At 39.0% G+C, this 18,870-nt stretch carries 19 protein-coding genes; 12 read left to right on the plus strand and 7 right to left on the minus strand.

The genetic code is table 11. The features are described 5' to 3' along the window. Positions 1-51: 51 nt before the first annotated feature. The 4 genes from ACLCDL_RS17015 to ACLCDL_RS17030 all read left to right on the plus strand — a co-directional run bounded on the left by ACLCDL_RS17015 (position 52) and on the right by ACLCDL_RS17030 (position 5,343). Complete coding sequence (locus tag ACLCDL_RS17015) at positions 52-1,527, plus strand: POT family MFS transporter (RefSeq protein ID WP_423149615.1); 1,476 nt, start codon at positions 52-54, stop codon at positions 1,525-1,527. Positions 1,528-1,591: 64 nt separating this feature from the next. Then, positions 1,592-2,329, plus strand: coding sequence for a polyprenol monophosphomannose synthase (locus ACLCDL_RS17020; RefSeq protein ID WP_423149616.1), 738 nt, complete (start codon positions 1,592-1,594; stop codon positions 2,327-2,329). A gap of 82 nt (positions 2,330-2,411) precedes the next feature. Beyond that, positions 2,412-3,425 carry a PorP/SprF family type IX secretion system membrane protein gene (locus ACLCDL_RS17025; RefSeq protein ID WP_423149617.1) on the plus strand — a complete coding sequence of 338 codons (1,014 nt, stop codon included), beginning with the start codon at positions 2,412-2,414 and terminating at the stop codon, positions 3,423-3,425. Positions 3,426-3,564: 139 nt separating this feature from the next. Further along, positions 3,565-5,343: a PQQ-dependent sugar dehydrogenase gene (locus ACLCDL_RS17030; protein WP_423149618.1), complete on the plus strand. Its 1,779-nt coding sequence runs from the start codon at positions 3,565-3,567 to the stop codon at positions 5,341-5,343. 54 nt (positions 5,344-5,397) lie between these two features. On the opposite strand, the gene ACLCDL_RS17035 is transcribed toward ACLCDL_RS17030, so the two are convergent. From ACLCDL_RS17035 to ACLCDL_RS17045, 3 genes are all read right to left on the minus strand, one after another. Further along, complete coding sequence (locus ACLCDL_RS17035) at positions 5,398-5,865, minus strand: hypothetical protein (RefSeq protein WP_423149619.1); 468 nt, start codon at positions 5,863-5,865, stop codon at positions 5,398-5,400. Positions 5,866-6,035: 170 nt separating this feature from the next. Continuing rightward, positions 6,036-6,236 carry a hypothetical protein gene (locus ACLCDL_RS17040; protein ID WP_423149620.1) on the minus strand — a complete coding sequence of 67 codons (201 nt, stop codon included), beginning with the start codon at positions 6,234-6,236 and terminating at the stop codon, positions 6,036-6,038. An 88-nt stretch (positions 6,237-6,324) separates the two neighbouring features. Next, positions 6,325-6,564, minus strand: coding sequence for a hypothetical protein (locus tag ACLCDL_RS17045; protein WP_423149621.1), 240 nt, complete (start codon positions 6,562-6,564; stop codon positions 6,325-6,327). Positions 6,565-6,779: 215 nt separating this feature from the next. On the opposite strand from ACLCDL_RS17045, the gene ACLCDL_RS17050 reads away from it, so the two are divergent. The 3 genes from ACLCDL_RS17050 to ACLCDL_RS17060 all read left to right on the plus strand — a co-directional run bounded on the left by ACLCDL_RS17050 (position 6,780) and on the right by ACLCDL_RS17060 (position 8,948). Continuing rightward, positions 6,780-7,523, plus strand: a complete 744-nt coding sequence (locus tag ACLCDL_RS17050; RefSeq protein ID WP_423149622.1) for a nucleotidyltransferase — start codon at positions 6,780-6,782, stop codon at positions 7,521-7,523. 2 nt (positions 7,524-7,525) lie between these two features. Further along, on the plus strand, positions 7,526-8,266 hold the full coding sequence (locus ACLCDL_RS17055; RefSeq protein ID WP_423149623.1) for a metallophosphoesterase family protein: 741 nt from the start codon (positions 7,526-7,528) through the stop codon (positions 8,264-8,266). A gap of 88 nt (positions 8,267-8,354) precedes the next feature. Next, positions 8,355-8,948 carry a hypothetical protein gene (locus ACLCDL_RS17060; protein WP_423149624.1) on the plus strand — a complete coding sequence of 198 codons (594 nt, stop codon included), beginning with the start codon at positions 8,355-8,357 and terminating at the stop codon, positions 8,946-8,948. A gap of 50 nt (positions 8,949-8,998) precedes the next feature. Here ACLCDL_RS17060 and proS read toward each other — a convergent pair whose 3' ends face one another. After that, a complete protein-coding gene (proS, locus tag ACLCDL_RS17065; RefSeq protein ID WP_423149625.1) occupies positions 8,999-10,471 on the minus strand; it encodes a proline--tRNA ligase in 1,473 nt (490 codons plus the stop codon). A gap of 109 nt (positions 10,472-10,580) precedes the next feature. Between proS and ACLCDL_RS17070 the strand changes: the two genes are divergently transcribed. Beyond that, on the plus strand, positions 10,581-11,549 hold the full coding sequence (locus tag ACLCDL_RS17070) for a hypothetical protein (RefSeq protein WP_423149626.1): 969 nt from the start codon (positions 10,581-10,583) through the stop codon (positions 11,547-11,549). Between the two features lie 25 nt (positions 11,550-11,574). After that, a complete protein-coding gene (locus ACLCDL_RS17075; protein WP_423149627.1) occupies positions 11,575-13,122 on the plus strand; it encodes an OmpP1/FadL family transporter in 1,548 nt (515 codons plus the stop codon). Between the two features lie 52 nt (positions 13,123-13,174). On the opposite strand, the gene ACLCDL_RS17080 is transcribed toward ACLCDL_RS17075, so the two are convergent. Together ACLCDL_RS17080 and ACLCDL_RS17085 are read right to left on the minus strand one after the other, a co-directional pair. Next, on the minus strand, positions 13,175-15,013 hold the full coding sequence (locus ACLCDL_RS17080; protein WP_423149628.1) for a UbiD family decarboxylase: 1,839 nt from the start codon (positions 15,011-15,013) through the stop codon (positions 13,175-13,177). Positions 15,014-15,186: 173 nt separating this feature from the next. Continuing rightward, on the minus strand, positions 15,187-15,666 hold the full coding sequence (locus tag ACLCDL_RS17085; protein ID WP_423149629.1) for a Dps family protein: 480 nt from the start codon (positions 15,664-15,666) through the stop codon (positions 15,187-15,189). Between the two features lie 130 nt (positions 15,667-15,796). On the opposite strand from ACLCDL_RS17085, the gene ACLCDL_RS17090 reads away from it, so the two are divergent. Genes ACLCDL_RS17090 through ACLCDL_RS17100 form a run of 3 tightly spaced genes read left to right on the plus strand, consistent with a single transcriptional unit; the run spans position 15,797 to position 18,082 of the window. Then, positions 15,797-16,549, plus strand: a complete 753-nt coding sequence (locus ACLCDL_RS17090; protein ID WP_423149630.1) for a DUF4905 domain-containing protein — start codon at positions 15,797-15,799, stop codon at positions 16,547-16,549. A gap of 23 nt (positions 16,550-16,572) precedes the next feature. After that, the gene (locus ACLCDL_RS17095) at positions 16,573-17,454 is read left to right on the plus strand and encodes a septal ring lytic transglycosylase RlpA family protein (protein WP_423149631.1); all 882 of its coding nucleotides are present in this window, start codon (positions 16,573-16,575) and stop codon (positions 17,452-17,454) included. Further along, positions 17,447-18,082, plus strand: a complete 636-nt coding sequence (locus ACLCDL_RS17100) for a uridine kinase family protein (protein WP_423149632.1) — start codon at positions 17,447-17,449, stop codon at positions 18,080-18,082. The genes ACLCDL_RS17095 and ACLCDL_RS17100 overlap by 8 nt, the downstream gene beginning before the upstream one ends. Before the next feature lie 292 nt (positions 18,083-18,374). Here the strand turns inward: ACLCDL_RS17100 and ACLCDL_RS17105 are convergent, their stop codons facing one another. After that, positions 18,375-18,665 carry a GIY-YIG nuclease family protein gene (locus ACLCDL_RS17105; protein WP_423149633.1) on the minus strand — a complete coding sequence of 97 codons (291 nt, stop codon included), beginning with the start codon at positions 18,663-18,665 and terminating at the stop codon, positions 18,375-18,377. Positions 18,666-18,870 lie beyond the last annotated feature (205 nt).

Here is an 18,870-nt window from a genome sequence, read left to right on the forward strand (position 1 = left end):
TTTTTGAAAGTTGAATTTGGGGTACTTTGGCCCCTTTATTAAAAAACAAACATGAAAAGTGAGATACAGGAAGATAAATTAAATAAAGGCTCCTACCCGCAAAGTATTCCTTATATTATTGGGAACGAAGCAGCAGAAAGATTCAGTTTTTACGGCATGCGTTCCATCCTTGCTACTTTTCTGGTGGCACAGTTTTTCAATCCCTCCCTTAATCCCGCTATGCAGAACGTGGCCGAAGCCCAGGCCAATGAAGCTACCCATTTTTTTGTTTCTCTGGCTTATACCCTGCCTTTTGTAGGCGCTATTATGGCCGATTGGTTTTTCGGGAAATATAAGGTCATTTTGTATGTATCTGTTATTTACTGTATCGGACATCTTTTTCTCGCATTATTTGATACCAATCTTGAATGGTTCAGGTATGGACTGATACTGATAGCAATAGGTGCAGGGGGAATTAAGTCTTGCGTTTCGGCGAATGTTGGAGATCAGTTCGACAAAAAAAACCAGCATCTGATGTCTAAAGTATATGGCTGGTTTTATTTCAGCATTAATGCCGGATCTGTTATTTCCACTATTCTTATTCCCTGGGTGTACGCGGCATACGGGGCTTCATGGGCTTTTGGAATTCCCGGAATTTTAATGGCATTAGCTACCGTTATTTTCTTTTTGGGACGCAAGCAGTATGTCAGAGTTCCGCCATCTGGTATAAAGAAAGATAATTTTGTTTTTATTTCTCTGTATGCCTTATTCAATGCAGGAAAAAGAAAGAAAGGAATGTCTTTACTGGATGTAGCAAAGGAGAAATTTGATTCAGAAAAAGTAGAAGGTATTAAGGCGGTTTACAGGGTAATGGCTGTTTTTGCATTTATTCCAATATTTTGGGCAATGTGGGATCAAAACCTTTCTGAATGGGTATTGCAGGCAACGAAATTAGATTTACGGATTGCAGGATTTACCTTATTGCCTGAACAGGTACAAACAGTAAATCCGATTTTCCTGCTGCTGTTTATACCAATTTTCAATTACGGAATTTACCCTTTCTTTGATCGTATGGGGCTTAAAACCACTCCCCTTCGCCGCATAGGTGCAGGACTGGTATTAACCGCATTGTCCTTTGTAATTATTGCACTGCTTCAAAACGAAATAGACCACGGCAGGCATCCTTCTGTCTGGTGGCAAATTCTGGCATATATGATCTTATCGGCAGGTGAAGTTCTGGTTTCAATAACCGGATTGGAATATGCTTATACTCAAAGTCCTAAATCAATGAAAAGCACCATGACCGCAATCTGGTTACTTACAGTTGCAGTTGGTAACGTATTTACAGCATTGGTTAACAGCAGTATCTCAAACAATGGTTTTTTCGCTCATTTACAGGGCGCCAGCTATTACTGGTTCTTTGTCGGTTTGATAAGTGTCTTTATTGTGGTTTACCTTTTTGTATCACCACGTTTAAAAGAACGAAGTTATATAGCAGAGCCGGAGGATGAAGTGCTCACTGCCTCCAATGCGCCTCACGGACAATAACATTATTTAGCACAGCAAGGCTGTGCTTTTTTGTTTGTTTCTTATATTCGTCCAAAAATTATCCGTGTTATCTGATAGCCTAGTTATAATTCCCACTTACAACGAAAAGGAGAACATTGAAAAAATCATTCGAAAAGTTTTTTCATTATCTGTTCCTTTTCATATTTTAATTGTGGATGATGGCTCGCCAGACGGAACCGCAGGGATTGTAAAACATTTACAAGGCGAATTTTCTGGTAAACTGCATTTGGAAGAACGAAAAGGGAAACAAGGATTGGGCACAGCTTATATCCACGGCTTTAAATATGCACTTAAAAGAGATTATGAGTATATTTTTGAAATGGATGCCGATTTTTCTCACAATCCCGATGACCTTGTCCGCTTACGGGAATCCTGCAATGCAGGAGCTGATGTTGCAATAGGATCGAGATATGTAAAAGGGGTAAATGTAGTAAACTGGCCGATGAGCCGTGTGCTGATGTCATACTTTGCATCTTCTTATGTCCGGTTTATAACAGGAATCAGTATTCGGGATGCTACTGCCGGTTTTAAATGCTACAGGCGAATTGTTCTTCAAACCATTAATCTGGATAAAATCCGTTTTGTAGGTTATGCTTTCCAGATAGAAATGAAATTTACAGCCATTAAATGCGGTTTTAAAGTGGTAGAAGTTCCTATCATCTTTACCGACAGAACCGAAGGCACCTCGAAGATGAGTACACGCATTTTCCGGGAAGCATTTTTAGGAGTTATCCAGATGAAAATTAATAGCTGGTTTAAAAAATATCCCAAATCAGCATAAAAGCTGTTCTTAAAGATAAATAGTTGCCTTTCAATATAAGTTTTTCATTATATTAGAGCTTTTATAATTTCATTTTTTATTGATGAAAAGGCTGTTCGGTTTTCTATTTTTATTACTCTCCACACAATCCATAACAGCGCAGCAACGCCCTCAGTACACTCAATATATATTTAATAATTATTTACTTAATCCCGCTTTAAGCGGTATTGAAAGTTATATAGATGTAAAAGGCGGCTACCGAAACCAATGGAACGGGCTTGACGGCGCACCTGTAACAACTTATATCTCCGTCAACGCCCCTATCGGAAGAAACTTCATTTACAGCAATGCCAACTCATTTTCCTCTGATGGCAATAACCCAATGAACCGCAGCTACGTGCAAAGTTATATGGCTGCCGAACCTCATCACGGAGTGGGCATGCATGCAGTAATTGATAAAGCCGGGCCAATAAGCCGTACTGACCTAAATATAACCTACGCGTATCACCTGGGATTAAGTGAACAGGTCAATTTTGCAGTAGGAGTTGCAGCCGGAATATCAAAAATCAACCTGGATGTTTCTAAAATAAGCGTTGGAGATCCGGGAAGCATTGATCCTGCTATAACAGGCGAAAGCAGCCAGCTAAAACCGGATCTGGGCGCAGGCATATGGTTGTATGGCCCTCGTTTTTTTGCCGGAATTTCTGGCCAGCAATTATTAGGACAGAAATTGACTTTCGGTGATGAAAGTTCTTCAGATCCGGGTAAACTTAGTCCTCATTTTTTTACTACAGCCGGCTATAAACTCTTTATGGGAGAAAATATTGCAGCTATTCCTTCCCTCATGGTCAAATTTGTATCTCCTGCACCGGTTTCATTTGATACCAATGTCAAACTCGCGTTCCAGGATAAATTCTGGCTAGGCGGCAGTTATCGTGTAAACGATTCTTTTGCAGCTATGGCAGGTTTTAACCTCAGCCATCTTTTCAACTTCAGTTACTCCTATGATTTTACAACCTCAGAGTTAAAATCAGTTAGCCGTGGTTCGCACGAAATTGTTTTAGGCTTATTATTAAACAATCATTATAAGGTTACCTGTCCTCAACACCAGTTCTGATTGGCTTATATCAGGCTATCTTTCTATTCCTTTTCTAATGGGAATTATTATTTTTGATTTCACAATCAGATTCTAACTGTTAATTCCTGTATTTTTTGCTATTAAATTTATTTTAATAGCAACCAAACTGCTTAAACTAATGAATTTTAAACCCGGCTATCCTAAAGTGCTGATCTTATTGCTTTTTATATTTTTCCTTTTTTACGCGGGTATCAATAAAAACAGCCACCCATACGTTCCATCATCTTCCCCAAGAGAATTAAAGCCTACATCAATTGCTCTTACAGATACAAACGAGGTAACCAAAGGCGAGATTTTATTTAAAAACAATTGTGCTGGTTGTCATAATTTTCATCAGAGAGGAATAGGGCCAAACCTAAGCGGAGTAGCACAGGAGGTTCCAACACAATGGTTAAAGAAGTTTATCCACAATGCGCAGCAGGTAATACAAAGCGGAGATACGAGGGGAAAAATGCTTTTTGAACAATATAATCAGTACATGCCTCCTTTTTCTTCATTGAGTAATGCTGACGTAGATGCACTTTTATCATATATAAGTATCCACAAAAGCACTTCTACAGCAGATAATGCTTTTTTAGGGGCAGCAATTAAAGATCCTATACCGGCAAAAATACCACAATCGGGACTAACACTTGAGCTTGAAGAAATTATAAAAGCTCCCGCTACAGCTGAAAAGATTCCTTTGGCAAGAATTAACAAGATGACCGTTCTGCCAGGAAAAAAAGACCGTGTATTTATTCAGGAATTACGTGGTGTAATATATGAAATGGACAACAAAGAGCTGAAAATTTTCATGGACATTCGCAAAGAACGGCCGGGATTTATAGACGCTCCGGGCCTGGCTACCGGGTTTGGAAGTTTTGCTTTTCATCCTGATTTTTATAAAAATGGCTTATTCTATACTTCCCATACAGAAAAGGCAAATGTAGCACCGGCCGATTTCGCTTTTGCCGATTCTATTCCGGTAACCCTGCAATGGGTTCTTACCGAATGGAAGATAACAGATCCGAACGTAGCAACCTTCGCAGGAACAGGCAGGGAAATAATGAGGGTAAACATGGTAAATTTCATTCATGGTATGCAGGAAATAACCTTTAATCCTTTAGCTAAACCCGGTAGTCCTGACTATGGCTTATTATATATTGGAATCGGCGATGGTGGCGCTGCCGAAGCAAAATATCCTTTCATCTGCAACAGTCCCAGAACAATTTGGAGTTCAGTTTTACGCATCGACCCTTTAGGCAGAAACAGCAAAAACAAGCAGTACGGAATTCCTGCATCAAACCCTTTTGCTAAAGATAACAACCCAAACACATTAGCAGAAATTTTTTGCAGAGGTTTCCGCAACCCCAACAGAATTAGCTGGGCAGCGGATGGCAAGATGATAATTTCAGATATCGGCCTTACCAATATTGAAGAACTCAACATCGGGAAAGCCGGTGCCGACTATGGCTGGCCTGCAAGAGAAGGGACTTTTCTTTTAAATTATAAGGGCCAAATGGATAGAGTTTATCCGCTTCCTGAAAACGATAAAAAATTCAACTATACCTATCCTGTTGCACAGTTTGACCACGATGAAGGCAATGCAATTTCGGGAGGCTTTGTTTATAACTCCAGTCGTGTTCCTGTATTAAAGGATAAATATATCTTTGGCGATATTGTGAGCGGACGTGTTTTCTTTGTGGAAAATAGCCAGTTAATACCTGGGAAACAAACACCCGTTAAAGAAGTAAAAATTGAGCTTGATGGCCAGAAAACAACTTTCAGGGAAAGTACCGGAAATAAAAAAACTGACTTGCGTTTTGGACTAGGCCTGAAAAATGACCTGTACATTTTTACAAAGTCGGATGGCAGAATTTATCTCGTCAAAAATTGCAAAACAGGCAGTAAAAATTAAAGACTGAATTAAATTATAAGGCTGGCAGAAAGTAACTACCAGCCCTTTTTAATCTTATTCAGTACAAGGACAATGGAAATTCACTTTATAAATTCCCTTAAGTCCTGACTTGTTATTATAGCTTACGTCTTTCTGAATCTGCTGCCACTTCATCAACTTAGAATCGGCAGAAATTATTTCAAATGTATTTAACTGACTCGGTTTACCTTCGGGGAAAATAGAAATGAAATTTTTTCCATTACTTACCACAAAATAGTAGTTATAGGTTGCTGACCCTACCTGCAGTTTATCATCTTTGAATATGTATTTTGTACCGGTTGGAACTGCATAATGGATACTATCATTTACCACAGATTGATCAGATGAATCAGAATATTGATGCATCTCGTCAAACATATACCAAACAGATCTTTTTTCAATTATTTCTTTATAATCTTCAGCAGGTCCAGGAAGTTTATCTTTTGTACAGGCAGAAATTAAGATCGAAACAGCAAAAAGGGATAGTAAAAATGATTTTTTCATAGAAGAAGAATTAATCGCTAACAAAAAACTAACGCATTCAGGTTAAGAATTGTTTGTTACAGATCCTCTTCTATATCATTTTAAACTACCTTTTTAAAAAAAATTATCTCAGAAAGAAAATATTTAAGGAATTTACCAAGTTTGGAATTCTTGAATCATGCAGAGTACCTCTACCCATCTTCTCCTGAAAAGTCTTTGTTTTCCTGGTTATTTTTAGCCTCAACCTTCTGATCTTTATCCTTTAATATATCTTTAGCCAGGGGTGTAAGCTCTGTATTTTCTCCTATAGTATCGTCATCAGGGCCAGCTGTATCATTCCTTTCCTTGTCATCATCGGGATCTGGAGGCAAATTATTTATCGTATTTTCCATAGTATTAGAATGTAAAAATTGATTATTCTTCCGCCCCTAACAGAGCGGAAGAATAAATACTTAACTCAAAACTAAACCAAAAATTCTTTTAATCGTGGCCTTCAAGTTTCACGAGTTTATTATAAAGACCTAAAAGCAGGAAAGGAGCTGCCCATTGTCCTACAAATAGACTTTTATTTTTTTGCTTTAATAGTTGAAGTGTTAATGAAACTCCCATTGAACCTAATGCCAGCCATAAAAAGGTGTCGGAAGGTAATTTTGCTGTTTGTTCTTCGATAGCTTTTGCTACTGGTCCTTCTGTGTGAGCGGGATTTAAATTAGTTGCCATGTTTTGTCCTCCGTAGATAGATTAATAATTATTTTGATAAATACTCCAATTACCTTGCCAATAATTGTGAAACACACTTCCCGATTTAGCTCCTCTGTGCTGGCATATAATTTCTCAAACTATGATAATGAAATCATTTACGTTAATTCTGAACAAAAAAACTTATCAGGCAAACAGAATGAGGTTATTAAATATTTTATCAAATAAAATAAACCATGATCACAACAGACGAGCAAAGACAGGAAGCTCACGCTTTTTATAGAGAAGCACTTGAATTATTACATGAAAGCGGAGCCGACTTTATGTTAGGTGGAGCTTTCGCCATGTTCAATTACACGGGCATTTATCGGGATACAAAAGACTTGGATGTTTTCTGCAAATCAAGCGAATATCCTAAGATACTAAAGTTCTTTGCAGATAAAGGATTCCGAACCGAACTGACAGATGCCCGCTGGCTGGCTAAAATTTTTAAAGGAGAATATTTTATTGACATCATCTTTGATACAGTAAATAACATTTGCCGTGTAGATGACAGTTGGTATCAGCATGCAACAAATGGTGAATTTGCTGGAGTGGCTGTTAAGTTCATTCCCGCAGAAGAACTTATCTGGTGTAAAATATACGTTCAGAACAGGGAACGGTTTGACGGAGCCGACATCAATCATATTTTGCTGAAATACGGTAAAAATCTTGACTGGAAGCGCTTGCTATTCCGCTTGGATCAGCATTGGCATTTACTGCTGTCACAGATACTCATCTTTCAGTTTGTTTATCCGGCAGATTATCACGAAATAATTCCCAGATGGCTTTTTGATGAATTAATAGAGCGAGCAAAAGAACAATACGATATCCCTGCTGCATTGGAAAAAGTTTCCAGAGGGCCAATTATCGATCAAACCCAATATAAGATTGATATTAAAGAATGGGATTATAAGGTAACTACCATCAAAACCATATAGCTATGACCGAAGAGAATAAAAAGATCAGAATTGCCGCTGTAGGCGATATTCATGTCCGTGAAACTGATAAAGGGAAATGGACAGAATATTTCAAGGAAGCTTCCCGACAGGCTGACGTACTTTTAATTTGCGGTGATTTGACAGACACAGGCGACGAAGGCGAAGCTCAATTGCTTTCTGAAGAATTAAAAGCCTGTTCCATTCCGGTAGTTGGAGTTTTGGGAAACCACGACTACGAAAAAGGAAGGCATAAACTGATCAGACAGATCGTCCAGAACGACAACGTGCATATACTCGACGGAGAAGCCATTGTTATTGCTGGAGTGGGGTTTGCAGGAGTAAAAGGATTTGGGGGCGGGTTTGATCATCATATGCTCTCTATGTTTGGTGAAGGAGCAATGAAAGCATTTGTACAGGAAGCTGTTGATGAAGCACTTCATTTAGACAGGGCACTTGCACGCCTGGATCAGGAATATGAAAATATTAAAAAAATTGCGGTTTTGCATTACTCCCCCATAAAAGCCACAGTTATAGGCGAACCGGAGCAAATATTCCCTTTCCTCGGCTCATCCCGCCTGGCCGAACCTTTAAGCAGAAGGAATGTAGTGGCAGCCTTTCACGGCCATGCACATGTAGGGACTTTAGAAGGCGAAACATCAGGAGGGGTAAGGGTTTTTAACGTCGCAAAACCGATTCTGCAAAAGGCCGGTTACACTACTCCATTCTATTTGCTTGAAGTCTGATATTTTACAGCAAAAAGCTTGAAAAAATAGAAACAATGATGTTTTGTGCATGTTCCCTTTTTAGTATTTACAATTAAAAATCATGCTTATGAAACGTTTATTATTAATCACAGCTTTCTCGGTCGCTATGCTTCCGGCTCTGGCCCAGGTAACTACCACTACCCCACAAACCTCGTCGGCAACAGCGGCAACTTCTATAGCTGCCGGCAACTGGTTGGTTGGTGGAAGTGTAGGCTCTTTAGGTTTCAACTTCTCTACCGAAACCTTTAACATCAATATAGCGCCTCAGGCAGGTTATTTTGTTAATAATCGCACAGCGATAGGCGCTCAGGTTATATTGGGTTTAAGTGCTTACGACGGAGGAAATACAGTAAATTATGGAGTTACTCCTTTTATCCGCTACTACCTTCCGGAAGGTTCAAGTCCTACAGGAAGATGGTTCGGACAGGTAAATGCGGGTATTGCAGGAAGTTCAATGAAAGACAGCCAGCAGGATGAGCCCGTATCACTGCTTTTAGGAGCGCAAGCCGGGTACGCTCATTTTGTTGTAAGAAACGTTGCTTTGGAAGGTACGCTGGGTTACAACTATACAAAAGCGGATATCAATACCGGCGGCGGAATCTCCGGACTAGGAGTTGCTTTAGGTTTTCAGATCTACTTGCCAGGCAGAAGAAACAGATAAAAGAAAATATAGTTATCCGATGAATTGTAATCATCGGATAACTATACAAATCAATAAGCTCTTGCAAACAACACTCTTTGCTTAGAAGGTTTTCCTGAAAACATGCAAACGCCTTCTTCTGCTTTATTATTTAGTGGAATACAACGAATAGTTGCTTTGGTTTCTTCTTTTATTCGTTGTTCCGTTTCCGGTGTCCCGTCCCAGTGCGCTGAAATAAATCCGCCTTTCTCATCCAGAACTTTTTTAAATTCCTCATACGAGTTGACTTCGGTAGTATTTTCCTCCCTGAAATTTAAGGCTTTCTGATAAATATTTTCCTGTATAGACCGAAGAAGATTTTCAATCTGTATATCCAGATTCTCCTGTGAAACGGTCATTTTCTCTCTGGTATCCCGCCGGGCAATTTCCACAGTTCCGTTTTCAACATCCCGCCCTCCTATCGCAATACGTACTGGAACTCCTTTTAATTCATACTCTGCAAATTTAAAACCAGGACGCTGCGTATCACGGTCATCGTATTTTACCGATATATCTTTCTGCTTTAGTTTTTGAATAAGGTCATCTGCTATATCAGAAATCTTTTTCAGCTCTTCATCCGTTTTGTAGATAGGTACAATTACTACCTGCAGTGGCGCTAATTTAGGAGGAAGAACTAACCCGGCATCATCTGAATGAGCCATAATCAACGCTCCCATTAAACGGGTAGAAACTCCCCATGAAGTTGCCCAAACATAATCGAGCTTCCCTTCTTTACTGGTAAATTTCACATCAAATGCTTTCGCAAAGTTTTGGCCGAGAAAATGCGATGTACCTGCCTGTAAGGCTTTGCCATCCTGCATCAATGCTTCTATACAATACGTTTCCAATGCTCCTGCAAAACGCTCGTTGGGCGTTTTTACTCCGCGTATAACCGGTACTGCCAGCCAGTTTTCAGCAAAATCCGCATATACTTCCAGCATGCGCTCAGCTTCTGCAACTGCTTCTTCGGAAGTTGCATGTGCCGTATGGCCTTCCTGCCATAAAAACTCTGCTGTTCTTAAAAATAACCGGGTACGCATCTCCCAGCGCACCACATTAGCCCACTGGTTAATTAACAGAGGCAAATCCCGGTAGGATTGAATCCATCCCCTGTATGTGTTCCAGATAATGGTTTCTGAGGTAGGACGTACAATTAGTTCTTCTTCCAGCTTGGCGTCTTCATCTACGATAATATTCCCTGCCCCATCATTTTTTAGCCGATAATGTGTAACAACAGCACATTCTGTTGCAAATCCTTCCACATGCGAAGCTTCTTTTGAAAAAAACGATTTGGGTATAAATAAAGGAAAATAAGCGTTTGTATGGCCCGTATCTTTAAACATTTTGTCCAAAGCGGCCTGCATCTTTTCCCAGATAGAGTAACCGTATGGCTTAATCACCATACAACCTCTTACAGAAGAATGTTCGGCCAGGTCGGCCTTGGTAACAAGTTCGTTATACCATTGGGAATAATCTTCAGCTCTGCTTGTTAAACCTTTACTCATACGGATTGTCTTATAAATTGGAATTAATTTTGTATATTTATTCGTGTAATTTTACATCCCAAAGGTATAAAATTAACCAAAACAAACTTTACATAAACACGCAACAGTGATGAGAAGGATATTTACATTAGGAGTAGCTTCGATGGTCATATTGGCACTTGGAGCATGTTCTACCAGCAAGCTTGCACAAAATAATACGAACGACGATGTGTATTACACTGAAGCTAAAGCTAAAGAACAACCAGAGTACAGCAAACCTGCGTATTCAGAAAAAGAACAGGATTACAGAACCGACGAGCAATTATATGGTGGTGAACAATATGCAGACGATTACACATCTGACGACTACTATTATGATAGCGACTATGCTACCCGGCTAAACCGGTTTTATTACAATACACCTTGGAGAAGTTATTACGATAATTACTACAATTATAGTTATCGTTACGATCCGTGGCTTGATTATGGATTTAATAGCTGGTATAGGCCAGGAATATCTTTTTCCTTAAGCTTCGGCCCAAGATACTGGAATGATTACTATTATTACAGCTACGGTTACCCATACTACAACCGTTACTGGGGCCCTGTATCTTACTACAGTTATTATCCTGGTTATGGATACGGAGGATATTACAATCCATATTACGGATACGGTAGAGGAACTATTTACAACAGCCCTAACTACAGAAGCCGTCCTAACAGGCAAACTACCGGCTACGGTAATTCGGGTTATTATCCTAACCGTGGCAATGCTGGCATTATTAGCTCAGGCAGGCCTGAAAGGGCAACACCTAATTCTAACGGCCGCATCAATGACAGGACAAGCAGTACACAACCTGCAGGAAATGGCACTTCAAACAGACCATCAAGGCCTACAAGAACCCAGGAAACTCGTGCTCCAAGAGAATCTTCAGCTCCCCGTGAACAACAAAGAAGACCAGAGTATTCACGTCCTGAAAGAACTGAAGTAAGCCGGCCTGCTCCATCTTATCAGCCGTCTAACAGTGGTTCAGGTGGCGGAGGAAGAAGTTCTTCCGGAAGCAGCGGAGGCGGACGACCTTCAAGAGGTGGAAGATAAAAATTAATTTTTAAACAATTTAAACATGAAATTGAAGAATCATATCCTTCTTATAGCCCTTTTATTGCCTGCTTTCAGTGCATCTGCCCAGTACGCTGAGGATGCCCTGAGATTTTCGCAGGCTGAACAGGGTGCAACCGCTCGTTTTAAAGCCTTAGGTAATGCACAAACTGCACTCGGAGGTGATTTAAGCTCCCTGTCCGGAAACCCTGCTGGTTTAGGGCTTTTCACCAAATCAGATATCAGTTTATCTTTAGATTTTAACAACAGCAATCTTACCGGCAGTTACTTTAATCAAAACTCCAGCGCTCAATTAGATAAATTAGGACTTACTCAACTGGGAGCCGTATGGCACAGTGCCGTCAGAAAATCAAGAGGAAGCGATTTAAATACCGGCTGGCTTAGTTTCAATTTTGGAATCGGCTATAACAAGACTAACAATTTTAATACAACGATGAGTTATGCAGGAGTAAATTCCCGAAGCTCCTTCGCAGATTTTCTTGCAGACAATGGCAATATCGTTCCGTTCTCTGAGGGCGACTTAACTGATATGGCTTATCAGAATTACCTTATTGATTACGACGACAGCAATTCTGTGTACAACGGTTACTTTCCTACCGTTGATATAAACGGACAACAAAGTAACGTGGTTTATCGCACAGGATCTCAATCTGAGGTAAACTTTGCTTTTGGTGCAAACTACAGCAATAAATTCTACATAGGCGCTTCCCTTGGGCTTACTTCATTAACCTATAACGCTGACCGGGAATTTATAGAAAGCGGACTTACATTAAGAGAAACGGATTTTCCTGATTATCTAACAATAAGCAACGCGTTGAGGAATTATTTGGATGCCCCTTATTCATTATCCTATCATTCCAGCCAGATAACAGAAGGATCAGGAGTAAATGCTAAACTGGGTTTCATCTATCGTCCCACTGGCAACATCAGAATTGGTGCAACTATTGCAACGCCTACCTGGTATTCAATAGACGACTCTTATGCAGAAGGCCTTAACACGCGTTATACCCTTGGTAATAACAGTCCTTCAAATCCTGCTCCAAATCTTGATGATGCAGTTTACGATTATAATTACAACTTGCGCACCCCTTATAAAATAAACGGAGGCTTAGCATTAATTTTTGGCCAGGGTTTAATTTCCGGCGATGTTGAATACGTTGATTATGCTTCCATGCATTTTTCTTCAAATGAGAATTCAACAACTACCAGTGTAAATGATGACATACGTACTAATTATCAGTCTGCAGTTAATTTCCGTGTAGGTGGAGAGTATAAAGTGAATAACCTGTATCTGAGAGCGGGATACAACACCCAGGGCAATCCTTATAAAAATTCAGATTTTTCCAGCACTGCTGTTTCCGGAGGATTGGGTTATAGAATGAACAACTTCTATATTGATGCCACTTACGTTAACAGCACCAGGAAGTTTACTGATAAACCCTATACCATATCAGAAGACTATCTTTATTTTCAGGATACAGGAAGCGGAGACATTGCTTCAATAAAAAACAATACAAACGGTGTATTTTTAACAATAGGCACCCGTTTTTAAATAAAATAACTTAATAAAAAAGGATCGCCAAGCGATCCTTTTTTATTAACCCTTAAATCACTCCGAATAAAGAACCACCCTTCTCCCCCAGCCTGTCCACTCTTTTTTCTACAGCCGGATCTTTAATTAATTCCGGAGCGTGATGAGGTTTCTTTCTCGCGTCAATAACCAGCGGGCCTGTGCAACCCCAGTGCTTATGTTCAATAAAACTACCAATTCCATGAACATCATGTGAAGGATTGCTTTTAGTAAACGTAACCCATAAAAAATTATTGACCGATGCGGAAGTAAAACCAGCATTATCACAGAGAACAATCAGTGGAAAGCCACTTAAGTCCATGTTTTTCAAATTGTCAGTAAGTGTGGCAATCTCTTTTTTCGTTTGCTCTGCATTGCTGTATACCGCTGTTTCTACAGCAAGGATGCCAGGCATTACAAGTTTAATGTTCGAAACAGAATCAGGCATAGAAAACGCCTCTGGTATGTCCTTCCAAAGTTCCCGTTTCTTTTCTCCTGCTACTGCAAAAGCCACTTTAGAACCTGAATTTAAGTCAGTACCGCTGTAATCAAGCGTATCAATAGTAGCTTTTGTATAAAAATGCAGGTCCCTGGTGAGGTCAATTCGCTCCAGCACATGCTGCAAAAAATCAGGAACATTATAAATATTCAAACCGGGGTTATCTTCTTTAGCAACAATAAAAAGATATTTGGCGAGACTTAACTGGCCTTTACCAAGAATATGATTTGCAATAGTTAATATTTCCTGCGGTCGCCGTTCTTTTATATAAGGAGTGTAACGCTCACTGCCGATAGCAAAAAGAAGGGGATGAACGCCTGCTGCATCTACTGCATGAACTTCGTGTAAACCCGGAATTTCACTTGGTATGGCTGATCCGGTTATCTCATGAATCAATGCTCCGAAACTGGTATCTTCCTGCGGCGGCCTTCCAACCACAGTAAAAGACCATATTGGATTTTTACGGTGATAAACACGGTGCACGTTCATTAAAGGAAAATCATGTTTAAGGCTATAATATCCAAGATGATCGCCAAAAGGTCCTTCCGGCTTAACCTTGTGTGGATAAACAGTACCGGTAATTACAAAATCGGCGTCAGAAGAGATACAAAAGCCTTCTTCATCGTAAAAATACCTGAATCGCCTGTTGCCCAATGCACCGGCAAAGGTTAACTCGGATAAGCCTTCAGGTAAAGGCATTACAGCTGCTAAAGGATGCGACGGCGGCCCTCCTACAAAAATACTTACCTTTAAAGGCTCTCCTTTAGCATTTGCTTTAGACTGGTGTACTCCGATACCCCGGTGAAGCTGGTAGTGCAGTCCTATTTCCTTATTTATTTCATATTCATTACCTGATAGCTGAATGCGATACATACCTAAATTCGCATTCATAATACCCGGTTTATCTGCATCTTCTGTATAAACTTGAGGCATCGTGATAAATGCACCTCCATCTTGTGGCCAGTTTACAATTTGGGGAAGTTCAGAAATGGTAGTACGTCCGAAGTTGATTGGCGCATTCAGCTTACTTTTAAGCGGAAGGGCAGAAAAAGCAGCTAGGCCTGCATTAAAATATTTAAAAGGATTTTTAATTGCTTTAAGCGGATCGTTCTTTAAATCCACTAAAACCTTAATCTTTTCCAACGTATCTCTAAAAATGAACCGGGACCTGTCAATAGTGCCAAATAAATTGGATACAGCAGGAAATCTGCTTCCTTTTATGTTCTCGAAAAAAATTGCCGGCCCCTGGTTTTCAAATACCCGTAAATGTATCGAAGCCATCTCCAGGTATGGATCTACTTCTTCTCTGATTCTGATTAAATGTCCGTTCTTTTCAAGATCAAGAATACAGGATTCTAAACTTTTATAAGCCATTAAGGCAAAGGTATTAAAAGTTTATGCGGAAAGAATGAGAGGAAAGAAATTAGAGAAGATGCCTAAAAATGAATAGTTCAATTATAATCAAAACGAAGTATTGTGACAATTAATATGTTACAATCATTTCATTCTTTCGTAATGACTACTCCTTTTCAGGCATCCTTTATTATTTAGCTTTTACCGCAAAAAGCTCTAAGCATCCAGGTGTTTTTTTCTTTAAATTGCATGAAAGAGTTGATCAGGTCATTTGTTCCGTCATCTCCGTTTGCTGCTGTAGATTCCATTATCTCTCTTTCTATTTCAATCAAAGTAGTAAAATCATCCAGAATTGCAGAAACAAGTGCGGTATCTTCCAAACCAACAGTATTAATTTCTTTTATCTGCGAATGATTGATATACTCCTGGTACGTACTTAAAGGAGGTTTTCCTAAAGTTAAAATACGTTCGGCAAGTTCATCAATAGATGTTATTGCATTAGTATATAGTTCTTCAAATTTTGCATGAAGAGAGAAAAAGTTTCTTCCTTTCACATTCCAGTGGCAGCCTCTCAGCTTTTGATAGTGAATGTGATAATTGGCCAGTAATTCATTTAGCTGGTCAACAACGGGCTTAACTTTTACTTCTTCCAATCCAATTTCTTCAGCTTTCATAGTTCTAATTTTTTATTAATTAAACCTCTTCCCTTTCGTATTGTTTGGCTGCTGTTTCTATAATTACATTTCAATTATTTTAACATTTCTACGCTTTATTGCTCTATTTTTGCAGCAGTTTAATGAAGCTATGGTATTGAGAACCCTTGCGGAAAAATTCAATGGTATAATATGGAAAATCGAAACGGATGCAAGCAGCAGCCATATCGCCATTGAAACCCGCGATGCGGCTTCAAAAGCTGTACACTTTTCTGCTTTTAATTATGCGACCGGCAAAACACTAATCAGGGAAGTGACTACCGAACACGGGTTTTGGTGGAGTTTAGACAGAATCTATAACAATACGGTATTCCTTCATGGATATATGTCTGAAAGTTCACCCGAACATAAAGGAATAATTGCACTTGATATTCATACAGGAGCAATAAAATGGCAGGTTTTTCACCTCTCATTACACGATATTTCCGAAGAGGGCTTAATTGCGTATAATCCGCTTCTTCAGTTAAAAAAACTACAACTATTGGATTTTGAAACAGGAGAATATATAAATTCGCCCGATAAACACTATTTACCAGTTACTCGTAACATTGTATTCCCCGATATTGTGAATGGCACTTCACCTTTGCCGGCGTTTATTCCTGAAAACATAGCCGGTCCTTTATTTTATACTAAGATCAGTGAAAAGGAATGCTGGTCATTTCATATGCAAGAAGGCGGTTCATTTTCACAGGTATTATTAATTTCGTCTGGCGCTGAAATATTGCAGGAGGATATTTTAGCATCCGGAATACAAAAATTAAACCCGGAAGCGTTCTTCATACAACCTGATTATCTTTTTGCCGTAAAAGGCAGTAATCACGAAATTGTTTGTTATTTATTATAATTATATATATTAACCAGATTTAAATGCAGATACGTTTATTACTTTTTCTTTTAACATTCTTATCACTAAAGTCAGTTGCCGCTACCCGTATCGACTCTATCGGAACAGAAAGCAACAATGGAAAAAAAATTATTATTCATAAAATCGAAGCAAAGGAAACCTATTATTCTTTAGGCAGGAAATACCATGTTTCCCCCAAGGATATAATCAGTTTTAATAACAATACCGCCTTACATATCGGCACCATTATAAAAGTCCCTACCGAGCGTCCGTATACCGCAGCTTCTTCATCTGTTCCGGCCAACATTCCTTCGCAAATAGCCGAAGATCCTCTGATTGATTATAAAGTAGGTCCTAAAGAAACATTGTTTGCTATTGCAAAAAGATTTGGCACCACCATAGAAGAAATAAAAAAATTAAATCATCTTAAAAGTAATTCTTTAAGCATAGGGCAGCTTATTAAAGTTCCGGGAAAAAGTTCGGATACACCTCCTAAAAAAGAAGAAAGTAAACCTACCGTAGTTTACGTACCAACCACTACCGTGCAGGACAATACCGTTGTAGCCGATAATGACAGTACAGATTCTGACAAACAGCGGGTGCACACAAACCGTTATGGACTACGTGAAATTGATGAACGCGGAGTAGCCGTATGGATTGCAGACGAAAATCTGGACAGTACTAAAATGCTTGTGCTGCATCGTACGGCACCTGTGGGCACTATCATTAAAATTACAAATCCAATGACCGACAGAAGTACTTTTGCAAAAGTGGTAGGACGGTTTACTGAAAATGAAACTACAAAAGATGTTGTAATCGTTGTTACAAAAGCCACTGCCGATCTTTTAGGTGCTTTAGATAAAAGATTTCAGGTGAGCTTAGTGTACGGCGTTCCAAATGAATAAACCTTTTATTATTGGCATTACAGGGGGAAGCGGTTCAGGAAAAACATTTTTCCTGAATTGCTTCCTTCATCATTTTAAAAAATCAGAAATAACTCTTATTTCACAGGATGACTATTATATTCCGGTAGGAGACTTAAGTGCAGAAGAAAATAAACTTTATAATTTCGACCTTCCTTCCGCTATTGACCAGGAGCATTTCATTGCAGACGTATTGAAGTTAATAAAAGGAGAAAAAGTTCAAAAACAACAGTATACCTTTAATAATCCTGCGGCAAAATCTAAAACGCTTGAAATATTTCCTGCACCAATTCTAATAATAGAAGGATTATTTATTCTTTATATTGAAAAAATCGCTTCTCTTCTTGACCTTACTATTTTTATTGATGCTGATAACGACATTGCATTACAACGACGTTTAGAACGGGATAAAACAGAAAGAGGTTATTCCCATGAAGATATTTTGTACAAATGGATAAACCATGTTGTCCCCGCCTATGAAGAATTTCTGCTTCCCTATAAAAGTACCTGTCATACGGTAATTCAGAACAATGCACAATCGGAGCAGTATCTTATAGAATTATCGGAAAATATCTCTAAAGAGCTTAAAAAGCGGATTACGTCATTGTAAGACAGAGATTGATGAGTTCGGAGTGTCGAAACATCTCTACGTTTCTTGCTTAAGTTTTAAGGTCTGTATGATAAGGATTGCTTCGCTGCGCTCGTGATGACGGATAAAGCTAATTTATACAAGACGAATCTGTCCCGTCATTGCGAGACAGGGATGGATTGAGTTGGAGGTGTCGAAGCAATCTCTATGTTTCTTCTTTGATTGTATAATAGAGATTGCTTCGCTGCGCTCACAATGAGGGGATAAAATCAGTTAATTCAAAAAATGAACATACTGCGGAAATAACAGGGTTCTATAATTCATGAAATAAATCTTTCCATTCAGGATTAAGCGAATAAATTAGCTCAACTTTCTTTTTTCTGCTTCCTGACTTAATTTGCTTTTCACCTGCGATAGCTTCTTCAATAGTAGAATAAAACCGATAATATACTAATAAGGTACAATTATACTTTGCAGTAAAACTATTAGAATAGAAATGAGCTTTATGTTGAGATACTCTTGATAATAAATCAGATGTAACCCCTGTATAAAGAGTTGTCCGATTTTTATTAGTCATAATGTAAACACATCCTCCCCTTTCCATAAACGAATATATAAATTAGCTCAATATTATACGTATACTCTTAGTTGAACTGAAATTACTACCTACGGCTACGAACCAATCACGTTATTTCGAGACAGAAAGATGGACTAAGCTTAGGTGTCGAAGCAACCTCTTCGTTTCTTTTTTTAGTTCTCCCTTTACGATACAGATTGCTTCGCTAGCTCGCAATGACGAAGAAAGCGAA

It is taken from the genome of Rubrilithobacter danxiaensis, from assembly GCF_047272945.1.
GTDB lineage: Bacteria > Bacteroidota > Bacteroidia > Sphingobacteriales > Sphingobacteriaceae > Rubrolithibacter > Rubrolithibacter danxiaensis.

What these genes read in the sequence shown, in the direction of transcription:
- ACLCDL_RS17015 (WP_423149615.1), top strand. Translation starts at nt 52, where the DNA reads ATGAAAAGTGAGATACAGGAAGATAAATTAAATAAAGGCTCCTACCCG.
- ACLCDL_RS17025 (WP_423149617.1), top strand. Translation starts at nt 2,412, where the DNA reads ATGAAAAGGCTGTTCGGTTTTCTATTTTTATTACTCTCCACACAATCC.
- ACLCDL_RS17030 (WP_423149618.1), top strand. Translation starts at nt 3,565, where the DNA reads ATGAATTTTAAACCCGGCTATCCTAAAGTGCTGATCTTATTGCTTTTT.
- ACLCDL_RS17035 (WP_423149619.1), bottom strand. Translation starts at nt 5,865, where the DNA reads ATGAAAAAATCATTTTTACTATCCCTTTTTGCTGTTTCGATCTTAATT.
- ACLCDL_RS17040 (WP_423149620.1), bottom strand. Translation starts at nt 6,236, where the DNA reads ATGGAAAATACGATAAATAATTTGCCTCCAGATCCCGATGATGACAAG.
- ACLCDL_RS17045 (WP_423149621.1), bottom strand. Translation starts at nt 6,564, where the DNA reads ATGGCAACTAATTTAAATCCCGCTCACACAGAAGGACCAGTAGCAAAA.
- ACLCDL_RS17050 (WP_423149622.1), top strand. Translation starts at nt 6,780, where the DNA reads ATGATCACAACAGACGAGCAAAGACAGGAAGCTCACGCTTTTTATAGA.
- ACLCDL_RS17055 (WP_423149623.1), top strand. Translation starts at nt 7,526, where the DNA reads ATGACCGAAGAGAATAAAAAGATCAGAATTGCCGCTGTAGGCGATATT.
- ACLCDL_RS17060 (WP_423149624.1), top strand. Translation starts at nt 8,355, where the DNA reads ATGAAACGTTTATTATTAATCACAGCTTTCTCGGTCGCTATGCTTCCG.
- proS (WP_423149625.1), bottom strand. Translation starts at nt 10,471, where the DNA reads ATGAGTAAAGGTTTAACAAGCAGAGCTGAAGATTATTCCCAATGGTAT.
- ACLCDL_RS17070 (WP_423149626.1), top strand. Translation starts at nt 10,581, where the DNA reads ATGAGAAGGATATTTACATTAGGAGTAGCTTCGATGGTCATATTGGCA.
- ACLCDL_RS17075 (WP_423149627.1), top strand. Translation starts at nt 11,575, where the DNA reads ATGAAATTGAAGAATCATATCCTTCTTATAGCCCTTTTATTGCCTGCT.
- ACLCDL_RS17080 (WP_423149628.1), bottom strand. Translation starts at nt 15,013, where the DNA reads ATGGCTTATAAAAGTTTAGAATCCTGTATTCTTGATCTTGAAAAGAAC.
- ACLCDL_RS17085 (WP_423149629.1), bottom strand. Translation starts at nt 15,666, where the DNA reads ATGAAAGCTGAAGAAATTGGATTGGAAGAAGTAAAAGTTAAGCCCGTT.
- ACLCDL_RS17090 (WP_423149630.1), top strand. Translation starts at nt 15,797, where the DNA reads ATGGTATTGAGAACCCTTGCGGAAAAATTCAATGGTATAATATGGAAA.
- ACLCDL_RS17095 (WP_423149631.1), top strand. Translation starts at nt 16,573, where the DNA reads ATGCAGATACGTTTATTACTTTTTCTTTTAACATTCTTATCACTAAAG.
- ACLCDL_RS17100 (WP_423149632.1), top strand. Translation starts at nt 17,447, where the DNA reads ATGAATAAACCTTTTATTATTGGCATTACAGGGGGAAGCGGTTCAGGA.
- ACLCDL_RS17105 (WP_423149633.1), bottom strand. Translation starts at nt 18,665, where the DNA reads ATGGAAAGGGGAGGATGTGTTTACATTATGACTAATAAAAATCGGACA.